Raw genomic sequence first — 18,616 nt, forward strand, 5'->3', positions numbered from 1 at the left:
ATCCGGTCAGTTTGAAAGCGGGATCAGTTTCGGTGCGGCGGTCAGGCCGCACCCGTCCGGCCTATCGCCGAGATAGGGCGTGTTCCGGTAATAGCGGTTTGCAGCCGTGTTGGCGACGTGAAGCTCCAGCATATGCGTGCCGGTGCTCAGGCGCCCGAGCGTAAAGCGGTAGGGCCGCCAGGCTCGCCGATCGGTGGGCGTGCCATCAAGGAATGCGGTGACGGCAGTCTCGGCTTGCGGCAATTCTAGGATCCACTTGGCTTCGGTCTCGACCGTGAGCATCATGCGATAGACACCGACGCCAGAAAAGTCGGAGAAACCCTGATTTTCCCAACCGGTTTCGACGGAGATCGGCACAAAATCGGCACCTGCGCCCGGCGCGAAACTCCAGCCATCGGCAAGCGTGATGGCGCGTTCGCGATCGACGGCGGGCAGGGGGGCGATGGTACCTTTGTCCGCTGCGTCATGATTTGCCGCTCGTATCCGCAGGCAGTGTACAGCGTGCGGTTCGATGGTTGTGACCAGATGGCGAAAGGCTCCGATAGCCGTTATCGTGACGTCATTGGGCGACCATTCCTCGCATTCGAAGCCCTCGGCAAGAGTTATAGAGACATCGACGCCTTCCAGGCCGTCGTTGAACAGGACGATGCGCCACCAGCCGCCTTCTTCGTATCCGACCCATTGCCACGGCCTGCGCACCGATCCGATTTGGATATCAGGACCGGACGACCGGACGGAAGAAAGCAGGGTGGCGATATGCTCTGCAGCGGGCGGCGTACCGCAGTGGTGGGACAGCGTGGGCGCGGCAATCGCCGCGCCGTCGTCGCAGGCAAGCGACAGGCGCTCACCTGACGACCAGATCATACCACCCGCGGACCTGAAGGCTTCGAGCGTGCGGAGCGTCTCCACTGTTTCAAGGACGGTGACCGACGGCAGCACCACGGCGTCGAACACAAGACCCGACGCAAAAAGCCGGCCATCCCGGATCTGCGCCGCGATCAGATCGGCCTCGCTGACGATCATGAAATCGCAGCCCTGCGCCAGAAGCTCTTTGCACCACGCGCCAAGATGGGTTGCATGGCTGTGGCGCGGCCCTTCGGCAAAGGCGGTGTAAAGCGGATAAAGGATCGCGACCGGCGTGCGGGGTTTCGCCGGCTCGATGAACGCGGAAATCCGGGCAGTCTCATCGGAAAAGAGATCATGATAGGGCCACCACGGCTCGAAATTGATGCCGGGCGCGAAATCGAATCTCGGGTTGACGAAAGGCGAGGGGTCGTCGTCTCGGCCGTCTGTCTGGTAGACGCCGTGCCAGATGAACTGTCGCATGCCGAGGCAATGCAGCCGGATGGCCTGCGCGCGTGCGGTCTTCAGCGTCAGTTCCCATTGGCCGGCGGCGCGCACCGTCGTTCTCTCGGCGCTGGCATAAGTTTCGACCATGCATCGGCTGCGTCCGTTCGAGCGTGCGACGGAATCGCCGAGTTTCGGTGCAAGCTGCGCTGCAAAATTGTTGGAATCGACGGCCGTTTGGTGCCGGTATGCATCGATGCCGAAGAAATCCACCGCCGGCGCGACGCGGGGATCGATGCTGATGAAGCCGCCATTCAGGGCAAAGGACGAGACATGCGGCAGGATTTCATGGCCGGTCAGGACGATTCCTGTCGTTTCGGCCCAATGGCGCAAGGTGCCGAAGAATGCCGCGTTCATCAGCGCCGAATAGGCGGCGTAGAATTGGGCCCGTATGCGCAACGTCTCGCGCCCGGTATCGCGAACCAGCGCCAGCAGCGCCTTCGCAAAGGATACGTCGCTCCGTTCCGCCACTGTCTGGCGAAGCGATGGTGCAAAAAGCAGGCTGTTGCCGAGGCTGCCGGACATCTGGTCCCAACGATAAAAGCCAGCGGCCGGCTGATCGTAGAACACGAAGCCGACAGGATCAGGGATCAACCCGTCCAGTGCCGCGACGAGCGGATCGAGACCGACCTCGATGAAACGCCTGGCCGCTTGCGGAAGGAGGTAGTTGATGAGGCGCGAGGTCGTGGAGCGGGCACTGATGAAGACGGTCAGCGCCAGGTCCGCTTCGATATTTCCGTGGAATGCATAGGTGCAGGAAACGGCGTCGCTGTCGGTGATGCGAACGTGCGTTGTCACGTCGACAATTTCGTCAGGAGTCCTGATATCTGAAATCGGGTGCAGGACTGCCGCTTCCACCGTCCACTCGCACCATTCTACACGGCCGCCCTCGTACTGCCAGCCGATGATATCCGGCCCCATCGCTTGTACGAAAGGCGGGTGGATGCCGCTAATCGCCCCTTGTGGCGACGAGCCTGACGACCAGAACATATGACGTTCGCGCAGATCGTCCCGACCTGCGACGGTGCGTCCGCCGGCATGGCCGCTGATCCAATTGTAGTCATCGTAGAGGCCGAGCTTCAGGCCCAGTTCAGCTGCGATTTCGGCCGATATGCGATAGGCTTCGAGATACGGCGCGGAGAGATAACCATCCAGCGGCATGGCCAGCCGGGCCTGGATGAGGATCGTTCCAATGCCTTTCGCCTTGAAATCGGCAAGCTGGGTGCGGCAGACGTCCGGCGTCGGTATGGAGTGCCAGAACCAGTATGCGGATGGGCGAAACGCGGCTGTCGGCTCCCGGAAAAGAGCGCGGTCTTCATTCTGCCTGTCCGTCGCCGCCGGTTCCAACTCTCTGCCCTTCAATGCGCGGGCGACACGACGCGTTGCATCGCGCTCGACGTGTCGGTCCACGCGGCCTTGTCCGGCGCGAAACGGGCGCGCAGATAGGCGACGAGATCCTTGATCTGCGTCTCGTTCAGCGTCTCGCGAAATGCTGGCATCGACATGACTTCGGGCGCTTCTCGTCCTGTGGTTTCGGCGAGGATCGCTGGCGCCTCGACACCGTTGAGGATCACCTGGAGGATATTGTCCGGCGTATCGGCATGCAGGTTGCTGTTCAGCGCCAGGGAAGAGAGGGGCGTATTGCCCTGATGGCAGGTGGCGCAGGCTCCGTTGAAGATGCGCTCGCCCTTCGGTGAGATGCGCGCGGCTTTTGCCTTTGCAGTTTCGCTGGCGGCAATCGCCGCCTCCTTTTGCGCCGCAGCCGTATCCGGCGCGGTTACCTCGTTCAGGCTGGCGAGATAGGTCGCCATTGCACGGATGTCCGTATCGGGAAGTGGCTGCATGACTTCGACAACATGCGCCATGGGGCCGGCAGCGCTCCCATGGTCGCGCGAATGGCCAGTGCGTAGGTAGTCGTAGAAGGCATCCGCCGTCCAGCCGACCGGCCCTCTGGAAAAACTGTTGAGCGCAGGCGCTTCCCACCCGTCGGCGAATCCGCCGGAAAGTCGGGCTTCTCCGGATTTCTCCGCGCCAAGCGCGTTGCGCTCGGTATGGCAAGCCGAACAGTGGCCGAGCGTTTCGACCAGATAGGCGCCACGGTTCCATTCGGCCGAGCGGGTTTCGGTGTAGCGAAACGGTTCGTTTTTCAGGAACAGCGCGTTCCAGCCGGCCATCATCGAGCGGATGTTGTAGGGGAACTTCAGCGCCGTTTCCGGCGGCTTTTTCGCAACGGGGACTTGCGTCATCATATAGGCGTAGAGTGCCTGAAGATCGGCATCCTCGGCTCCGGCAAAGGAGGTGTAGGGATGGGCGGGGTAGAGGTGATGGCCGTCACGGCTCACGCCCTCGCGCATCGCCCGCTCGAAGGCCGGATAGGACCATGCGCCGATGCCATTTTCCCTGTCTGGCGTGATGTTGGTTGCGTAAACGGCGCCGAACGGCGTGTCGAAGCGTCGTCCGCCGGCAAAGGCTGTTCCGTCCGGGCCGACGTGACAGACGTTGCAGGCACCCACCGCTGCGGCGAGACGTCCGCGTTCGATGGTGGCGGCACTGTAGACGTTGCTGTCCGGACGGGCGATCGTGGGGATCGCAGGGCGCCATGGAGAAGACATCGTCACGATGCTGGAAACAGCGGCGACCACTCCGGCGACGGATAGTCCAATGTTCCACCATTTGCGTTTTTTGGGGTCGGGTGTCGGTTCGTCGGCTTTGCCGTTCAAAGCGGCCAGCACCAGTTCCGGCGTCAAAGGCAGTTCACGAAAGCGAATTCCGGTTGCGTCATAGACCGCATTGGCAATGGCGGATGCGCTTGGGACCGATGCGGATTCCCCGACGCCCAGTGGCGGCTCGTCCTGCCGCGGGATCATCAGCACGTCGATGTCGGGAACTTCGGGGAACGTGATCAACGAATAGCCGCCCCATTCCTTCGAGGTGACGGCCGTCGAAGAGAACTCTACCTTTTCCTTCAACACCCGGCTCGTCGACTGTATGACATTGCCGTGGATCTGATGCCGGACGCCATCGGGATTGATCATCATCCCGGAATCCTGGGCGCAGGTCACTTTCGTGATCGCGACCTCACCGGTCTTGATATTGACGGCAACGTCGGCAACCCATGCCGCCCAGGCAGCTGCCTTGCCGGGGAAGGGGCCGTGGATATAGACCGCGTAGGCAAAGCCGCGCCCGTAAAGCAGGTCCCCTTCGCCGCCGAGCGTGCCCCATTTGGTATGGGGAACCCATTTCGCCCGTTCTGCCAGTGCGTTGACCAGGTCGACTGCGCGGGGATCCGCAAGATAACGCAGCCGGTATTCGATCGGGTCGACGCCAGCAGCGGCTGCCAGTTCGTCCACGTAGCATTCATGCGCAAAGGTGTTTGGCATGGCGGACACGCCGCGGAACCACGACGCCCGGGCGATCGGCGGCATATCGTGAACCGTCACACGCAGGTTGCCATAGGCGTAAGGCGGTATCGCTGTGCGGTCACCCATCTGCACGACATCGGAGACCGGTGGCACCTTGCCGGTCAGGATGAGCGGCAGGGTCGGGGCGAGATTGGAGGGATAGCGCGTCTGGAAATCATAGGCTGAAGGCCCACCTTCCAGATCAAGGCCACCACGCACATCCATGATCTGGGCGGCCCCTTTCGGTTCCCAGGCATGTTCCTGCTCGCGGCTCAACTGGACCCGGACGGGAGCCTTGACGGCGCGCGACAGCAGGGCGGCATCGGCGGTGACGTCGTCGGCGCAGTTGCGGCCATAGCATCCAGCAGCTTCTAGACGTTCCACCAGGATCACGTCTTCCGGGAGATCCAGAAGCAGGGCCAGATCCCGGCGCATCGGAAAGGGATTCTGTGTGCCCGACCAGACTGTCAGCCCGCCGTCTCGATAGTCCGCCACCGCGCAGGACGGGCCGATCGAGCCATGCATCTGGTAGGGCCAGACATAGGTCCGCTCCAGCAGCTGGGCGCTGCCAGCGAGGGCCATATCGACATTGCCGCGATCGGCGAGCGTGCGCGCCGTCGCGGGATTGGCACGCAGCGCCGCCTCCGGTGCGTTGAGATCCGGGCGCTCCGGCGGATCGCGCCAGACGACCTTGAGCCTTTTCGCGGCCTCGATGGCAATTTCCTCGCGTGTCGCGACGACGCCGACGAAATCACCGATGGCCACGACGCCGACCAGTCCGTCGATATCGGCAACGGAGCCCTCGTCGATGGAGATCAGGCTGTTACCGACATGTTCGCCATGATCGAAACCGGCATAGGGTGGACGCACGACGCGGCCATGCAGCATGCCGGGTACGCGCACGTCATGTACATAGGTCCATTGTCCGGTCGCCTTCGCCGGAATATCGACCCGCGGACGTGACGACCCGACAAGCGTATAGTCCGATGCGGGCTTCAGGGCAGCGTCGGCATCGATCGACAGGCGCACATGTTCGCCCGCGACGAGGTCGGCAAAGGTCAGGGCCCAGTTTTCGCCGGTAGAGGCACGAATGATCCCGGACTCTAGAAGAAGCTGATCAAGCGGGACGCCGGTCTTCGCGGAAGCTTTTGCGAGAAGGTGATGGCGCGCCGTCGCGGCGGCCAGTCGCAGGGGAACGGCTGTGATCTGAATGGTTTCGCTGGCAATGGTCGCGCCCTGATTGGGTGCGGCAGAGGTCGCGCCGAGTACCATCTCGACCTGTTCGAATGGTACGCAGAGCTCCTCCGCGACAATCTGTGCAAGCGAAGTGCGGACGCCCGTCCCGAGATCGACGTGACCGTTGAAGGCTGTGACAAGCCCGTCCGGTCGGATGGCGATGTAGAGTTCGGCGTCATCACCGCAGGTGACATCCGATACGATGAGCAGCGTGTCGGTAGCGGCCATGTAGGATGATTTCGGCGTTTCGCGGTGGGCAGTCATGGCGAAACCTCCGTCTTGTCGACCGGCGCCGGGCCGGATTCCCGGTCCGCCCGGGCATAGCGTACAGCCCGCCGTGCGGCGGCCAGAATTTCCATATGTGTACCGCAACGGCAAAGATGATGGCGCAATGCTTCGCGAATGTCGCTCTCGCCGGGGTCGGGATTGCGCGCGAGCAGACCAACGATGGCGATGATCATGCCGTTGAGACAATAACCGCATTGCGCCGCCGCTTCCTCGATGAAGGCGCGCTGCACGGGATGGAGGCCTCCTTCAGCCGCGAGACCTTCGAGCGTCGTCACCCGCCGGGTGCTGACGGCACTAAGCGGGACCGTGCAGGAGCGCACAGGCCGACCATCGACAAGAACGGCGCAGGCGCCGCATTCACCGAGGCCGCAACCGTATTTCGGGCCGTTGAGGGCGAGGTCGTTTCTCAGGATGTAGAGGAGTGGCGTTTCGGGCTTCGCGTCAAGGTGACGGACTGCATCATTCACGGTCAATGAAACGGAAACCGACGTCAAGGCCGGCGCTCCGGCCACGCGACGGAAACAAGGCTCGCGCCTTTTGCAATCGGACGAATCGCTACGACACAGGCATCCCGAAGATGCCCGCATCCCATAACGATGCGACGGTCACCGACATCACGCATCAACTGTTCCCTTATTTTTATATTAAAAGTGTATACGCTTCATATTGTGGGCTGGCAAGTCCAAATTATGCGTTGCAAACCGGCGAAAACGCCGTAGGATTTGGGACGAAAATCGCAGACCAGCGAAAAAATTACGTAACGCACTTGCTATTTAAAGCGTATACACTACAAATTACGACAAGCTATCCAATGAGAAAACAGCCCGTCGAAAGACGGTTAGAGGGGTCGCCATGTCCAGCGGAAATGAAAAGATTGCGATTATTGGTGCAGGCCTTGGCGGCGCCGTCGCGGGTGCGTTGCTTCAGCATGCCGGGTTCAACGTAAACGTCTATGAACAGGCGCCGAGCTTTGCGCGCCTCGGCGCCGGTATTCATATGGGGCCGAATGTCCTGAAGATTTTCGAACGCATCGGCGTCGATCAGAAGGTCAAGGATATCAGCAGCACGCCGACCCACTGGTTCAGCCGTGACGGAATCACCGGCGACTATCTTTCGCGCATTCCGCTCGAAGGCTATGGCGCAACCTATTGCACGGTGCATCGCGGTGATCTGCAGGCAATCCAATGCGATGCGCTTCAGCCCGGCACGCTGCATTTCGGCAAGAAGCTCGCGCGCGTCGAGGACAGTGGTTCCGATGTACTCGTGGAATTCGAGGACGGAACGTCGGTTCGCGCCGATATCGTTATCGGTGCCGATGGCATCAACTCGCGTGTCCGCGAAACGCTGCTTGGCGAGGAAAAGCCCAATTATAGCGGCTGGGTCGGCCATCGTGCGTTGATCTCCGCCGACAAGCTTAAAAAATTCGATCTCACCTTCGAGGATTGCGTCAAGTGGTGGGGTCCTGACCGGCATATGATGGTCTACTACACGACGGCGCGTCGTGACGAATATTATTATGTCACCGGTGTCCCGCATGCGGCATGGGAATTCGATTCCACCTTTGTCGACAGCAGTCGCGAAGAAATGGCGTCCGCCTTCGAAGGTTATCATCCGATCATCCAGGCTCTGATTGAGAGCACCGATACGGTGACCAAATGGCCGCTGTTCAATCGTAATCCGCTGCCCTTGTGGAGCAAGGGGCGCCTGGTTCTGCTTGGCGATGCCTGCCATCCGATGAAGCCGCATATGGCGCAAGGGGCGGCCATGGCCATCGAAGATGCCGCCATGCTCACCCGCTGCCTGCAGGAAACCGGCGTCAGCGATTTCGGCACGGCCTTCAAGCTATATGAAGCCAACCGCCGAGATCGCGCGACGCGGGTGCAGGCCGTTTCCAATGCCAATACCTTCCTGCTCGACCAGGAGGATCCGTCCTGGGTCTATGGCTACGATATCTATGCCGAACCGCTGAAGAGCGAGTACGCGGCATGAGCGGGCAGGCGCTCTACGGCGCTAACATTTCCGCCAATGGCATCCGCCAGCATTATCTCCGCTACGGTGGGAAAGGCCCGGCCGTCATCCTGATTCCCGGTATCACCAGCCCGGCGATCACCTGGGGTTTCGTTGCGGAACGGCTGGCCGAGCGCTACGACGTCTATGTCCTCGACGTGCGCGGTCGTGGCCTGTCCTCGACCGGCCCCGATCTCGACTACGGTCTTGATGCGATGGCGGCCGATGTCGTCGCCTTCGCTTCGGCGCTCGGGCTTTCGAAACCGGCGTTGCTTGGTCATTCGATGGGCGCACGCATCGCAATCCGCGCGGCAGTTTCCGCGCCTCGCGCGTTTTCGAGGCTCGCCCTCATCGATCCACCGGTTTCCGGACCCGGGCGGCGTGCCTATCCGAGCAAGTTGCCCTGGTATGTCGACAGTATCCGTCTGGCGACAAGCGGTATCGACGCCGAAGGCATGAGGGCGTTCTGCCCGACCTGGACCGACGAACAGTTGAAGCTGCGCGCCGAATGGCTGCACACCTGCTACGAGCCCGCCATCGTCACCGCTTTTGAGGACTTCCACAAGGACGATATCTTTCCGGATCTGCCGAAACTGACGCTGCCTGCCATGCTGATGGTGGCCGGTCGGGGCGGCGTGATTGAGAAGGTGGACGAGGAGGAAGCACTGTCGCTTCAGCCCGCGCTGGAAATCATCCATGTGCCGAACGCTGGCCACATGATCCCCTGGGATGATTTCGACGGCTTCTTTGAGGCTCTCGGAGATTTCCTCTCCCGCTGATCGGCAGCGGCGGATCAAACGGTTCGCCGCTGTTTCTTTTTGCTCTTTTTCGCAAAGCAGAGGATTTATCTCGTGAAGACCTTATACCGTATCGGCCAGATCGTACCCAGTTCCAATACCACCATGGAGACGGAAATCCCGGCCATGCTGACGGCGCGGCAATCCATCCGCGCGGAGCGCTTCACCTTCCATTCCAGCCGCATGCGCATGAAGAAGGTCGTCAAGGAAGAACTGGCGGCGATGGATGCGGAATCCGATCGTTGCGCCATTGAACTGTCCGATGCCCGCGTCGATGTGCTGGGTTATGCGTGCCTCGTCGCGATCATGGCGATGGGTCTCGGCTATCACCGCCAGTCCGAAAAGCGTCTGACCGGCCGCACGATCGAGGAAGGCACGAACATTCCGGTCGTCACCAGCGCCGGCGCCCTGATCGAGGGGCTGAAGGTGATGAAGACGAAAAAGATCGCCGTCGTCGCACCCTATATGAAGCCGTTGACCGAACTCGTGGTCGATTATATCCGCGAGGAAGGCTTTGAGGTGATGGATTGGCGGGCGCTGGAAATTCCCGACAATCTGGATGTCGCCCGCCACGATCCGGAAAACCTGCCGGCGATCGTCCAGACGCTCGACCTGACCGATGTCGATGTGATCGTCCTGTCCGCCTGCGTGCAGATGCCGTCCCTGCCTGTCATCGCCAAGGTGGAGGCCATGACCGGAAAACCGGTTCTGACCGCCGCCGTCGCGACGACGTACTGCATGCTGAAGTCGCTCGGTCTGGAGGCGGTGGTGCCCGGTGCCGGCGCACTTCTGTCCGGCGCCTATTGAGGAGAGATCATGCAGAGCGCTGAGTCCAATTATCAAGGTGTCTGGGGCAATCGCATCGGCTTCGGCAAGAGCCCGGCGCTACTCGTCATCGACTTTCTGAAGGCCTATACGATCGAGGGAGCACCACTCTACGCGCCCGGCGTGGTCGAGGCTGTAGCGCAGGCTCCCGAACTGATCCGGGCGGCGCGGGATGCCGGCATTCCGGTGATCCATACACGCATTCTCTATCTGGCGGAAAACTGCGCCGATGGCGGCATGTGGGTGAGGAAATCGCCGGTCATGAAGGCGATGGTCGAGGGCAATGTCCTGGCCGAGTTCTGCGACCACGTGGAGCCGGCAAAGGGTGAACTGGTCATCGTAAAGCAGTATGCCAGCGCATTCTTCGGCACCAGCCTCGCCTCGCAACTGCATGCGCAGGGCATCGACACGGTGATCATGGCTGGCTGCTCGACCAGCGGCTGCATCCGGGCAAGCGCTGTCGATGCGGTTCAATACGGTTTCAGGCCCATCGTCGTGCGGGAGTGCGTCGGCGACCGGCATCCTGATCCGCACAATGCAAACCTCTTCGACATCGACAGCAAATATGGCGATGTCGTTTCGAAAGAGGAGGCGATCACGGAAATCGCCAAGGCCAAGGCAAAGTCCGGCTGTCCGTAACATCCGAAGTGCTTCAGCTTTCAATCAAAAAGGGAACGAATATGGATCAATTCAGCTTCACGGAAATCTGCCTGCATCAGTTGAAGATGTCTGGCGTGCACGAGGGTGAAAAACTCATCGTCCTGACCCAGGGCAACGAGCGCCTCGCCTATGCCGACGCCTTCATGGCCGCGGGCATGCGTCTGGGCGCCAAGATGTATCACATGCGTCTGCCGCCGGTGCCGCCGGCAGGTGCCTGGGCTGTCGGCCAGACCGGTCTGGCAGCCATGCCTGAAGCGGTCGAGGCTCTCAAGGCCGCAGACATGCTGATCGATTGCATCTTCCTTCTCTTTAGTCCGGAGCAGATGGCGATTCAGGCATCCGGCACGCGCATTCTGACCGCAGTGGAGCCGCCGGAAATCCTCGCCCGCATGCTGCCGACGAAGGAACTGCGCGAACGCGTCGAGTTTGCCGGCGACCTCCTGTCCAAGGCGAAGGTGATGCGGATCACCTCCGAACACGGCACGGATGTCACCTACAAGCTCAACACCTATCCGGCCATCACGGAATATGCCTGCACCGACGAACCAGGCCGCTGGGACCACTGGCCGTCGGGTTTTGTCTTCACCGGCGGTGACGACGATGGCGTCGACGGTACGATCGTCGTCGCGCCTGGCGATATCCTGCTGCCACAGAACATCTACGTCCGCGACCCGATCATCTATACGATCGAAAACGGCTGGATCACCGACATCCGCGGCGGTCTCGATGCCGAGTTGGTCAAATCCTACATGGCCGGTTTCAACGATCCGCGTGGCATGGGCATGAGCCATGTCGGCTGGGGCCTCAACCAGAATGCCAAGTGGCATCGCATGGTGCCGGGCGAATTCCCGGGCGGGATGGGCATGGAGGCGCGCTCCTTCTACGGAAACGTCATGTTCTCCACGGGCCCGAATAATGAATTGGGCGGCCCGAACGACACGGCATGCCACCTGGACATCCCAATGCGCAATTGCTCGCTGTTCCTCGATGACGAGCCGATGGTTCTGAACGGCGATATCGCCGTGAAGGAAATGCAGTACAAGTTCAGCTGATCAACCGGTCTTCGCTCAATCAGCTCTTCAAAGACGGAGAATATTCAAATGCTCCGGCCGTCCCCAAGGCGGTCGGAGCCGGGCATATCCATGTGCTCGGTTCCACGAGAATCAAGGTGGCAAAGATCACCGCTCTCACAGAACGCCAACTATACATTTATAAAAGAGGGAAACCATGCAATCAGCCATTACAGTAGAAGACGGCATCCGAGCCGCCGGTGTCGGCCGCTTTCAAAAACGTCTATTTGTCATTTTCGGCCTCGTCTGGGCGGCCGATGCCATGCAGGTTCTGGCGATCGGCTTCAGCGCGCCATCGATCGCCAAAAGTTTCGGCGTCACGGTCCCGGAGGCCTTACAGACCGGCACGCTATTCTTCTTCGGAATGCTCATCGGCGCCTTTGTTTTCGGCCGCCTGGCGGACCGGATCGGCCGCCGACCTGTCCTGTTCATCGCGATCATTCTCGACGCGATCTGCGGCGTGGCATCCGCCTTCGCGCCGGACCTCCAATGGCTTCTTGTCGCGCGCTTTCTCACCGGCCTTGGCGTCGGCGGAACGCTTCCTGTCGATTATGCCATGATGGCGGAATTCCTTCCCTCCGACCGGCGCGGCCGCTGGCTCGTACTGCTTGAAGGCTTTTGGGCCGTCGGTACGGTCGCGCTCGCCCTTCTGGCCCTCGTGGCCGGAACGCAGGGTGGAGAAGCCTGGAGGACGATCTTCTTCGTGACCGGCCTTCCTGCCTTGATCGGCGTCGTCTTGCGCTTTTATGTTCCGGAATCGCCGCTCTACCTCAATCAGCAGGGGCGTTCCGATGAGGCGCGTCAGGTCTTGCAGAAAGTTGCCAAGGCAAACGGCAATAATGTGGAAATTTCGCCGCTGAAGCCGCAGACACCCCAGAAGAAGAGTGTCGGTGCGCTTTTCTCAAGTGATCTGCGTCGCCGCACCGTCTTCCTGATGCTGGCCTGGATGCTGATTTCGGTCTCCTATTACGGCGTCTTCGTCTATCTGCCGGTCAAGCTCGCGGCCGACGGCTTCGGCTTCGTCCGCGGTCAGGTCTTCCTCGTCATTCTGGCTATCGCCCAGCTACCCGGTTACGCGCTTGCCGCCTATGGTGTAGAGAAATGGGGCCGCAAGCCCACGCTGATCGGGTTCCTTCTGCTCAGTGCGGTCGGTACACTCGCCTATGGCCTGGGGCAGACGGCGGAGATCATCGTCGCGGCAACCCTGCTGCTCAGCTTTGCACTTCTCGGAACCTGGGGCGCGATCTATGCCTTCACGCCGGAGATCTACCCGACCACGCTTCGCGCCAGCGGCATGGGCATGGCCGGATCGGTTGCCCGGTTCGGCGGCCTGCTGGCCCCTTCGATCGTCGCACCTCTGATGACCTCGAATTTCGGCCTTGCGCTTGGGGTGATTTCAGGATTGCTGGTTGTGGCCGCCGTCAGCGTTTGGCTGATCAATGCGGAATCGAAAGATCAGGTGCTCGAATAGGCCCATGATCTATCGCCACGCAGTTTGACGCTGCGTGGCAAATTCCGGCGTTGCGCGCGAAGCGCCCACAATGAACGAAATTCGCGCATAGATGGTGTTGCGATTTGCGGCGTTTTGCACGAAGACGAATGAGATATCAATACGGGTGCCACCATCATGGCTGATGACAAAGACGAGCACGAGCAGGCGGCGGGGCTTTACCAGGTTACTGAGCAGGTCGGGCACCTGCTGCGCAAGGCCTATCAGCGGCACCTTTCCATCTTCCAGAGCAACGCAAGTGATCCTGACCTGACATCGGTCCAGTTCGTAACCCTGTGTGCCCTGCATGATCTCGGTCCGAGCTCGCAGGTTGAACTCGTCAAGGCCACCTCCGTCGATCAGGCCACCATCCGGGGTATCGTCGAGCGCCTGAAGGCCCGCGGCCTCGTTGACCTCTCCAGAGACGAGGTCGATGGGCGAAAAGTGATTATCTCACTGTTGCCGAAGGGGGAAGCTATCCTCCAGCAGATGTACCCGCGAGGACATATCATCAGTGAACAGACTATGAGGCGACTGAACCCGGCGGAAAAGGTCGCGCTCCTGTTCCTTTTGCGAAAAATCGCAGAGGACGATGATCCGAAAGTTTGACCTGCGAATTTATGACCAAAAGAAAATTGGACGCAGTCGGATCCCGCCGCCTACGGGAAGCCTTTCGTCAAACGGCACAAGAATGATGCGGCTGACGCGGAGGCGATCGTCGAGGCAGCGGCCCGACGTCGATGCGGTTCGTCGTTCCGATGGCTGGATCCCACGAGACATGATCCATGGATGGCGTCGGCGGCCAAGGCGCGGATTTCATCATTATCCCGTTCTTCTTGGACTATCGCAATCAAACTAGTTGCGTTTGTCCACTGATTACTCTTTCATTCAGTCACGAAACTGACATACGGCATGGCCGAAAACCTGCATTGCGGCACGCCGGAAACGCGTGTGCGCCAACGCTGATCCTTGACCATGCGAACGGAAACTCCGTGTCCAAACCAACTGAAAATCCGCCGACATCGCCGACTGACATCAATCTCGATGTGCTTGAAGACACGCTGAGCTTTTACATCCGCACGATCAACCTAGCCGTCTCGCGTGATCTCGATGCCCGGCTGGACGGGCTGGATGTGGCGAAGGGAACGGGGAAGATCACGACCCTGCTGCTCGTTGATGACTATCCGGGCATCCGTCCGTCGGTGATAGCCCATCTGACGATGCGGGACCGCTCGGCAATGGGCAGGATCATCGACCAGATGGTGGCGCACGATCTGATCCGACGGGAGGTGTCGCCGGACGACAGCCGCGCCCAGGAGCTTTACATCACAGAAGCCGGCTCGGCACTTGCAACGAAAGTTCGCGAGATCGTGCCGCAGCAATCGCGCGATTTCTTCAGCTTCATTCCAGAAGACGAGCAGAAACAGGTCATCGACATCCTGCGTCGCGCCTACCGGCATATTGTGGGGCTTGCATGATGGCGCAGACGACAGGACGCGTGGCTCTCATATCAGGGGCAAACAGGGGTATAGGCGATCATGTCGCCGCTACTCTTCTTGGCGAAGGATGGTCGGTATCGCTGGGCATGCGCAGCCCATCGCTGCCGCAATGGGCCATCGGCCATGAAGCACAGGTCCATCTTGCCCACTATGATGCTTTTGATGCGACTGCCGAGAAGCGCTGGGCGGACGACGCCTTGCAGCGTTTCGGTCGTATCGATGCCGTCGTCGCCAATGCCGGCATCATGATCCCGAAGACGGTAATCGAAGCGGATGACGATGACATTGACGCCATGCTTGCGGTCAACGTCAAGGCGCCGAGACGACTGGTTAAGGCCGCCTGGGAAGCGTTGCGCGAAAGTGGCCGTGGCCGAGTCATCATCCTCGCTTCCCTATCCGGCAAGCGGGTGAAGTCCGCATCGGCCGGCAGCTATTCTCTCTCCAAATTCGCGGCGGTCGCGCTTGCGCATGCCATCCGGCAGGCGGGCTTCGAAAGCGGCGTGCGTGTCACTGCCGTATGCCCCGGTTTCGTCGCCACGGATATGGCGATGGCCCTGTCCGAACGACCGGCAGATCAAATGACGCAGCCTGCCGATCTCGCCCGCATCATCGCCATGCTGCTCTCCCTACCGAACGAGGCTTCCGTCGCCGAATTCGCCGTCAATTGCCAGCTCGAGGAGTTTTTCTAACATGCCCGGTCCTTATGTCGTTCCCGTCCATGGCGATGCGGAATTGCCGAAAGAAGTCGATGTCGTTGTAATTGGCGGTGGCATTATCGGCACCTCGACCGCGCTCGAACTTGCCGATCTGGGGCTGCGTGTCGCGCTGTGCGAAAAGGGCGGTATCGGTCACGAACAATCTAGCCGAAACTGGGGCTGGGTGCGTATTTCCCGTCGCGACCCGCGCGAAGTGCCTTTGATGGCGGAATCGCTGCGCATCTGGGTGGATCTCAATCGCCGCACGGGGCGAGAAACCGGGTTCAAGCGTTCCGGCATCGTCTTCACTTGTGCAAACGAAAAGGAGTTTTCCGAGCACGAACGCTGGAACCGCAATCTGGAGGGTTACCAGATTGAAAGCCGCATGCTGAGTGCTGCGGAATTCAAGGCGAAATATCCTGACTCTAACATGGATGTTGCCGGTGCGCTCTATACCGCCGGCGATTGCCGGGCCGAGCCGCAGCGCGCCGCCCCTGCCATCGCCGAAGCTGCCCGCGACCGTGGCGCCTTCATCCTGACCGAATGCGCGGTGCGCGGCCTGCAGCTTTCCGGTGGCAAGGTCTCGGGTGTTGTGACGGAGCGCGGCGAAATCGCCTGCAAAGCGGCGGTAATGGCGGGTGGGGCCTGGTCCAGCCTCTTCCTCGGCAATAACGGCCTCGACCTGCCGCAGCTCAAGGTCATGAATTCCGTGCTGCGCACCAAACCGCTGGAGGGTGGTCCGGAAGAGGCTATCTGGTCAAACGGTTTTGCCGTCCGCAAACGTCTGGACGGTGGTTATACAATCGCGAACGGCTTCCAGAACGTCGTCGATATCGTGCCGGCATCCTTCCGTTACGCGCTGAAGTTCCTGCCGGCCCTGCGACATGAATGGCGCTCGCTTAACTTGCGCCTGACAGGCCGCTTTTACGATGAATGGCGCATCCCGCGACGCTGGACGCTCGATGAGGCTTCACCCTTCGAATATAACCGCGTGCTCGACCCCGTTCCGGTCATGGACATGACGGATGGGGCCTTTGCCGAGCTGAAGAAAGCCTTCCCGGTCTTTGAAAAGGCCGAAATTTCCCAGCGCTGGGCGGGCATGATTGATGTGACGCCAGACGCCATTCCGGTGATTGACAATATCGACGCCATTCCGGGCTTCCATGTCGCAACCGGCTTTTCCGGCCATGGCTTCGGCATCGGTCCGGCGGCGGGAAAACTCATGGCGGATATCGTCACCGGCCGCGATCCGATTGTCGATCGTCGCGATTTCCGTTTCAGCCGCTTCAGCGACGGTTCGAAGATCGAGCTGGTCAGCGGCTTCTGACATGGCAAGCCCGGCGGCCTCATGCCGCCGATCCTTTTGACGCATGAGGCAAGCAACTGCTGACGGGAGTAGTACCGCCCCAAAGAGGCGGAAGCAAAATAATCGTCGTGTTCAACCATCGGAACAAGGGGAACTAAAAATGTCCGACCAGAACAAGCCGCTTATCAATGCGACTCGCCGCCAGGTACTCGGCCTTTTGGCGCTCGGCGCCTCCGGCGTCGTGCTTTCCGGCCTTCCTGGCTTTTCCCGCGCCATGGCGCAGGACAAGGACGCCAAGGGCCAACTGACGGTCGGCTTCTCGCAGGAGCCAACCGTCTTCAACCCGCATATGCCACATATCGAAGTGGATGAAGGTATCCATTTCAGCATCTTCGACCCGCTGTTTTATGTCGATGAGAAGGGCGCCTTCGTCGCGGCTCTTGCCGCCGAAGTGCCGACGGTCTCAACTGGAAGGTCAAGCTGTGCGACGGCGTGAAATGGCACGACGGCAAGCCGTTCACCGCCGAAGACGTGAAATTCACGCTGGAACTTATGGTCGATCCCAACTTCCGTTCATGGCGCAAGACCGGACATGAGTTCGTGCGTGATCTGACGGTGGTTTCGCCGATGGAAATCACTTGGAGAATGGAAAAACCCTTCACGCCTTATCCCTCGATCCTCGCCTCCACCTTCATCACACCGAAGCATCTTCTCGGCGCGGAAGCCGACCGCAACACCGCCGCCTATAACAACGCACCGGTTGGAACAGGCCCGTTCAAGTGGAAGGAGCGAGTTGCAGGCGGCTACATCCTTCTCGACGCCAACGCGGATTACTTCGGTGAAGGTCCGCACATCGAGCGCCTGGTCTACAATTATGTGCCCGACCTCAACGTCATGTACACCAGTTCAAGACCGGCGACATTGACGTCGTGGGTCTGCAATGGATCACGCCCGACCATTATGACGAGGCGAAGGACCTTGCCGGCAGGGTCGTCAATGTCGTGCCGGGCTCGACGATTGAATCGCTCTCGTTCAACATGGAGCGCCCGCAGTTCAAGGATGCGGCCGTAAGAGAGGCGCTCTATATGCAATATCGCACCGTTCCGCGCTTTTACGATCTCGCGCCGGGCGTCGTTGCTTTGACCGGTCTTTCGGGCCGCGGTGCCGACCGGCTTCATGCTCGGTTCAATTCTCCCGGAATGGGCGCTCGGCAAACCGGAAAACGAACTTGCCCTCAAGCTGGAGCCACTGAAAGCCGCGCCCTTCTATATGGGTTTCGCAGCGACAATGATGCTGCGCTATTATCGGCTGCGCGACAACATCTCCACAAAACTGGCTGGAGCGGAACTGCCACCCCATGCCTGAACCAGCGCGGCCCTCCTGGTTTTTTTACGAGCTTCCCTTTGTCCGGGTGACCGGCTTACATCCAAGTTAAATGCCTCGGAGCACAGGGGTGGCTGAGACCGGCCTTGCCCGGAACAGTATCAATAGCTGACCGCGGTCAGTCGATAATGACGTTCTTGCCTTCTTGCATTAACCGCGCGATTCCGTTTTTCATCTCCCGGATCTGTTCCGCCGAATGGCCCTGCCAGTTCACGACCTCTCCGATAATCCGCAACGGGTCCCGTGATCGATATGAGAGCGTCGGATTGCCCGCAAATCTCTTGTCTGTCACATTCGGATCGTCGAACCACGCACCCGTGGGCTCTACCACATAGATACGTTCGGACCCTTCACCCGCGGCCAATTCGGCGCCCCATATCGCTGCATCCACGGTGCCTGCGAAATATACCCACGACAACGGCGTGCCGGCGAAATTGGACTGGTAACCGACGGTGATCATGTCGCCGGGCCGGAGATCTGCACGGGTTCCGTGAAAGAATGATTGTGAAAACGCAGTTGCAGCTGCCGACATTGCTTTGCTCCCTTCGCGCTCGGCTCTAACATAATGGACCGACCCAACCCATGTGAGAGGAAATCTCGCTCAAGCCGTTGT

Annotated in this window: 15 protein-coding genes and 1 pseudogene; 12 read left to right on the forward strand and 4 right to left on the reverse strand. The window is 60.4% G+C overall.

All coding sequences use genetic code 11. The annotated features are described in order from the left end of the window. Positions 1-6: 6 nt before the first annotated feature. From GR158_RS17145 to GR158_RS17155, 3 genes are read right to left on the reverse strand one after another with little or no spacing between them, the layout of a single operon-like run. A complete protein-coding gene (locus tag GR158_RS17145) occupies positions 7-2,694 on the reverse strand; it encodes a carbohydrate-binding protein (RefSeq protein ID WP_160871996.1) in 2,688 nt (895 codons plus the stop codon). 11 nt (positions 2,695-2,705) lie between these two features. After that, positions 2,706-6,248: a molybdopterin cofactor-binding domain-containing protein gene (locus tag GR158_RS17150; protein WP_160871927.1), complete on the reverse strand. Its 3,543-nt coding sequence runs from the start codon at positions 6,246-6,248 to the stop codon at positions 2,706-2,708. Continuing rightward, on the reverse strand, positions 6,245-6,745 hold the full coding sequence (locus GR158_RS17155; RefSeq protein ID WP_230640297.1) for a (2Fe-2S)-binding protein: 501 nt from the start codon (positions 6,743-6,745) through the stop codon (positions 6,245-6,247). Before GR158_RS17155 ends, GR158_RS17150 begins: the two co-directional genes overlap by 4 nt. 379 nt (positions 6,746-7,124) lie before the next feature. On the opposite strand from GR158_RS17155, the gene GR158_RS17160 reads away from it, so the two are divergent. The 12 genes and pseudogenes from GR158_RS17160 (at position 7,125) to GR158_RS17215 (ending at position 17,985) form a co-directional block, all read left to right on the forward strand. Beyond that, positions 7,125-8,261 (forward strand): FAD-dependent monooxygenase, encoded by a 1,137-nt coding sequence (locus tag GR158_RS17160; protein WP_134650206.1) that lies wholly within the window; start codon positions 7,125-7,127, stop codon positions 8,259-8,261. After that, entirely contained in the window at positions 8,258-9,058 is an 801-nt protein-coding gene (locus tag GR158_RS17165) for an alpha/beta fold hydrolase (protein WP_160871928.1), read from the forward strand. Before GR158_RS17160 ends, GR158_RS17165 begins: the two co-directional genes overlap by 4 nt. 72 nt (positions 9,059-9,130) lie before the next feature. Next, complete coding sequence (locus GR158_RS17170; RefSeq protein WP_160871929.1) at positions 9,131-9,883, forward strand: Asp/Glu racemase; 753 nt, start codon at positions 9,131-9,133, stop codon at positions 9,881-9,883. 9 nt (positions 9,884-9,892) lie between these two features. Beyond that, positions 9,893-10,540 carry an N-carbamoylsarcosine amidohydrolase gene (locus GR158_RS17175; protein WP_160871930.1) on the forward strand — a complete coding sequence of 216 codons (648 nt, stop codon included), beginning with the start codon at positions 9,893-9,895 and terminating at the stop codon, positions 10,538-10,540. A 41-nt stretch (positions 10,541-10,581) separates the two neighbouring features. Beyond that, positions 10,582-11,613, forward strand: a complete 1,032-nt coding sequence (locus GR158_RS17180; RefSeq protein ID WP_160871931.1) for a leucyl aminopeptidase — start codon at positions 10,582-10,584, stop codon at positions 11,611-11,613. Between the two features lie 175 nt (positions 11,614-11,788). Next, complete coding sequence (locus GR158_RS17185) at positions 11,789-13,102, forward strand: MFS transporter (protein ID WP_134711007.1); 1,314 nt, start codon at positions 11,789-11,791, stop codon at positions 13,100-13,102. A 156-nt stretch (positions 13,103-13,258) separates the two neighbouring features. Further along, a complete protein-coding gene (locus tag GR158_RS17190; protein WP_134650212.1) occupies positions 13,259-13,729 on the forward strand; it encodes a MarR family winged helix-turn-helix transcriptional regulator in 471 nt (156 codons plus the stop codon). 383 nt (positions 13,730-14,112) lie between these two features. Then, a complete protein-coding gene (locus tag GR158_RS17195; protein ID WP_160871997.1) occupies positions 14,113-14,598 on the forward strand; it encodes a MarR family winged helix-turn-helix transcriptional regulator in 486 nt (161 codons plus the stop codon). Further along, positions 14,598-15,308 carry an SDR family NAD(P)-dependent oxidoreductase gene (locus GR158_RS17200; RefSeq protein WP_160871932.1) on the forward strand — a complete coding sequence of 237 codons (711 nt, stop codon included), beginning with the start codon at positions 14,598-14,600 and terminating at the stop codon, positions 15,306-15,308. Before GR158_RS17195 ends, GR158_RS17200 begins: the two co-directional genes overlap by 1 nt. 1 nt (position 15,309) lies before the next feature. Beyond that, positions 15,310-16,641 (forward strand): FAD-binding oxidoreductase, encoded by a 1,332-nt coding sequence (locus tag GR158_RS17205; protein WP_160871933.1) that lies wholly within the window; start codon positions 15,310-15,312, stop codon positions 16,639-16,641. A 139-nt stretch (positions 16,642-16,780) separates the two neighbouring features. Further along, a pseudogene (locus GR158_RS17210) lies at positions 16,781-17,705 on the forward strand (ABC transporter substrate-binding protein); the annotation flags it as partial. 91 nt (positions 17,706-17,796) lie between these two features. Then, positions 17,797-17,985: a hypothetical protein gene (locus GR158_RS17215; protein ID WP_246665707.1), complete on the forward strand. Its 189-nt coding sequence runs from the start codon at positions 17,797-17,799 to the stop codon at positions 17,983-17,985. A 136-nt stretch (positions 17,986-18,121) separates the two neighbouring features. On the opposite strand, the gene arr is transcribed toward GR158_RS17215, so the two are convergent. Next, positions 18,122-18,535: an NAD(+)--rifampin ADP-ribosyltransferase gene (gene arr, locus GR158_RS17220; RefSeq protein WP_160871934.1), complete on the reverse strand. Its 414-nt coding sequence runs from the start codon at positions 18,533-18,535 to the stop codon at positions 18,122-18,124. Positions 18,536-18,616: the final 81 nt, after the last annotated feature.

It is taken from the genome of Shinella sp. AETb1-6, from assembly GCF_009826875.1.
Taxonomy (GTDB): Bacteria; Pseudomonadota; Alphaproteobacteria; order Rhizobiales; family Rhizobiaceae; genus Shinella; species Shinella sumterensis.

Coding starts and splice junctions, on each gene's coding strand:
- GR158_RS17165 (WP_160871928.1), top strand. CDS start 8,258: ATGAGCGGGCAGGCGCTCTACGGCGCTAACATTTCCGCCAATGGCATC.
- GR158_RS17205 (WP_160871933.1), top strand. CDS start 15,310: ATGCCCGGTCCTTATGTCGTTCCCGTCCATGGCGATGCGGAATTGCCG.
- GR158_RS17185 (WP_134711007.1), top strand. CDS start 11,789: ATGCAATCAGCCATTACAGTAGAAGACGGCATCCGAGCCGCCGGTGTC.
- GR158_RS17215 (WP_246665707.1), top strand. CDS start 17,797: ATGCTCGGTTCAATTCTCCCGGAATGGGCGCTCGGCAAACCGGAAAAC.
- GR158_RS17150 (WP_160871927.1), bottom strand. CDS start 6,248: ATGACTGCCCACCGCGAAACGCCGAAATCATCCTACATGGCCGCTACC.
- GR158_RS17180 (WP_160871931.1), top strand. CDS start 10,582: ATGGATCAATTCAGCTTCACGGAAATCTGCCTGCATCAGTTGAAGATG.
- arr (WP_160871934.1), bottom strand. CDS start 18,535: ATGTCGGCAGCTGCAACTGCGTTTTCACAATCATTCTTTCACGGAACC.
- GR158_RS17200 (WP_160871932.1), top strand. CDS start 14,598: ATGGCGCAGACGACAGGACGCGTGGCTCTCATATCAGGGGCAAACAGG.
- GR158_RS17190 (WP_134650212.1), top strand. CDS start 13,259: ATGGCTGATGACAAAGACGAGCACGAGCAGGCGGCGGGGCTTTACCAG.
- GR158_RS17160 (WP_134650206.1), top strand. CDS start 7,125: ATGTCCAGCGGAAATGAAAAGATTGCGATTATTGGTGCAGGCCTTGGC.
- GR158_RS17175 (WP_160871930.1), top strand. CDS start 9,893: ATGCAGAGCGCTGAGTCCAATTATCAAGGTGTCTGGGGCAATCGCATC.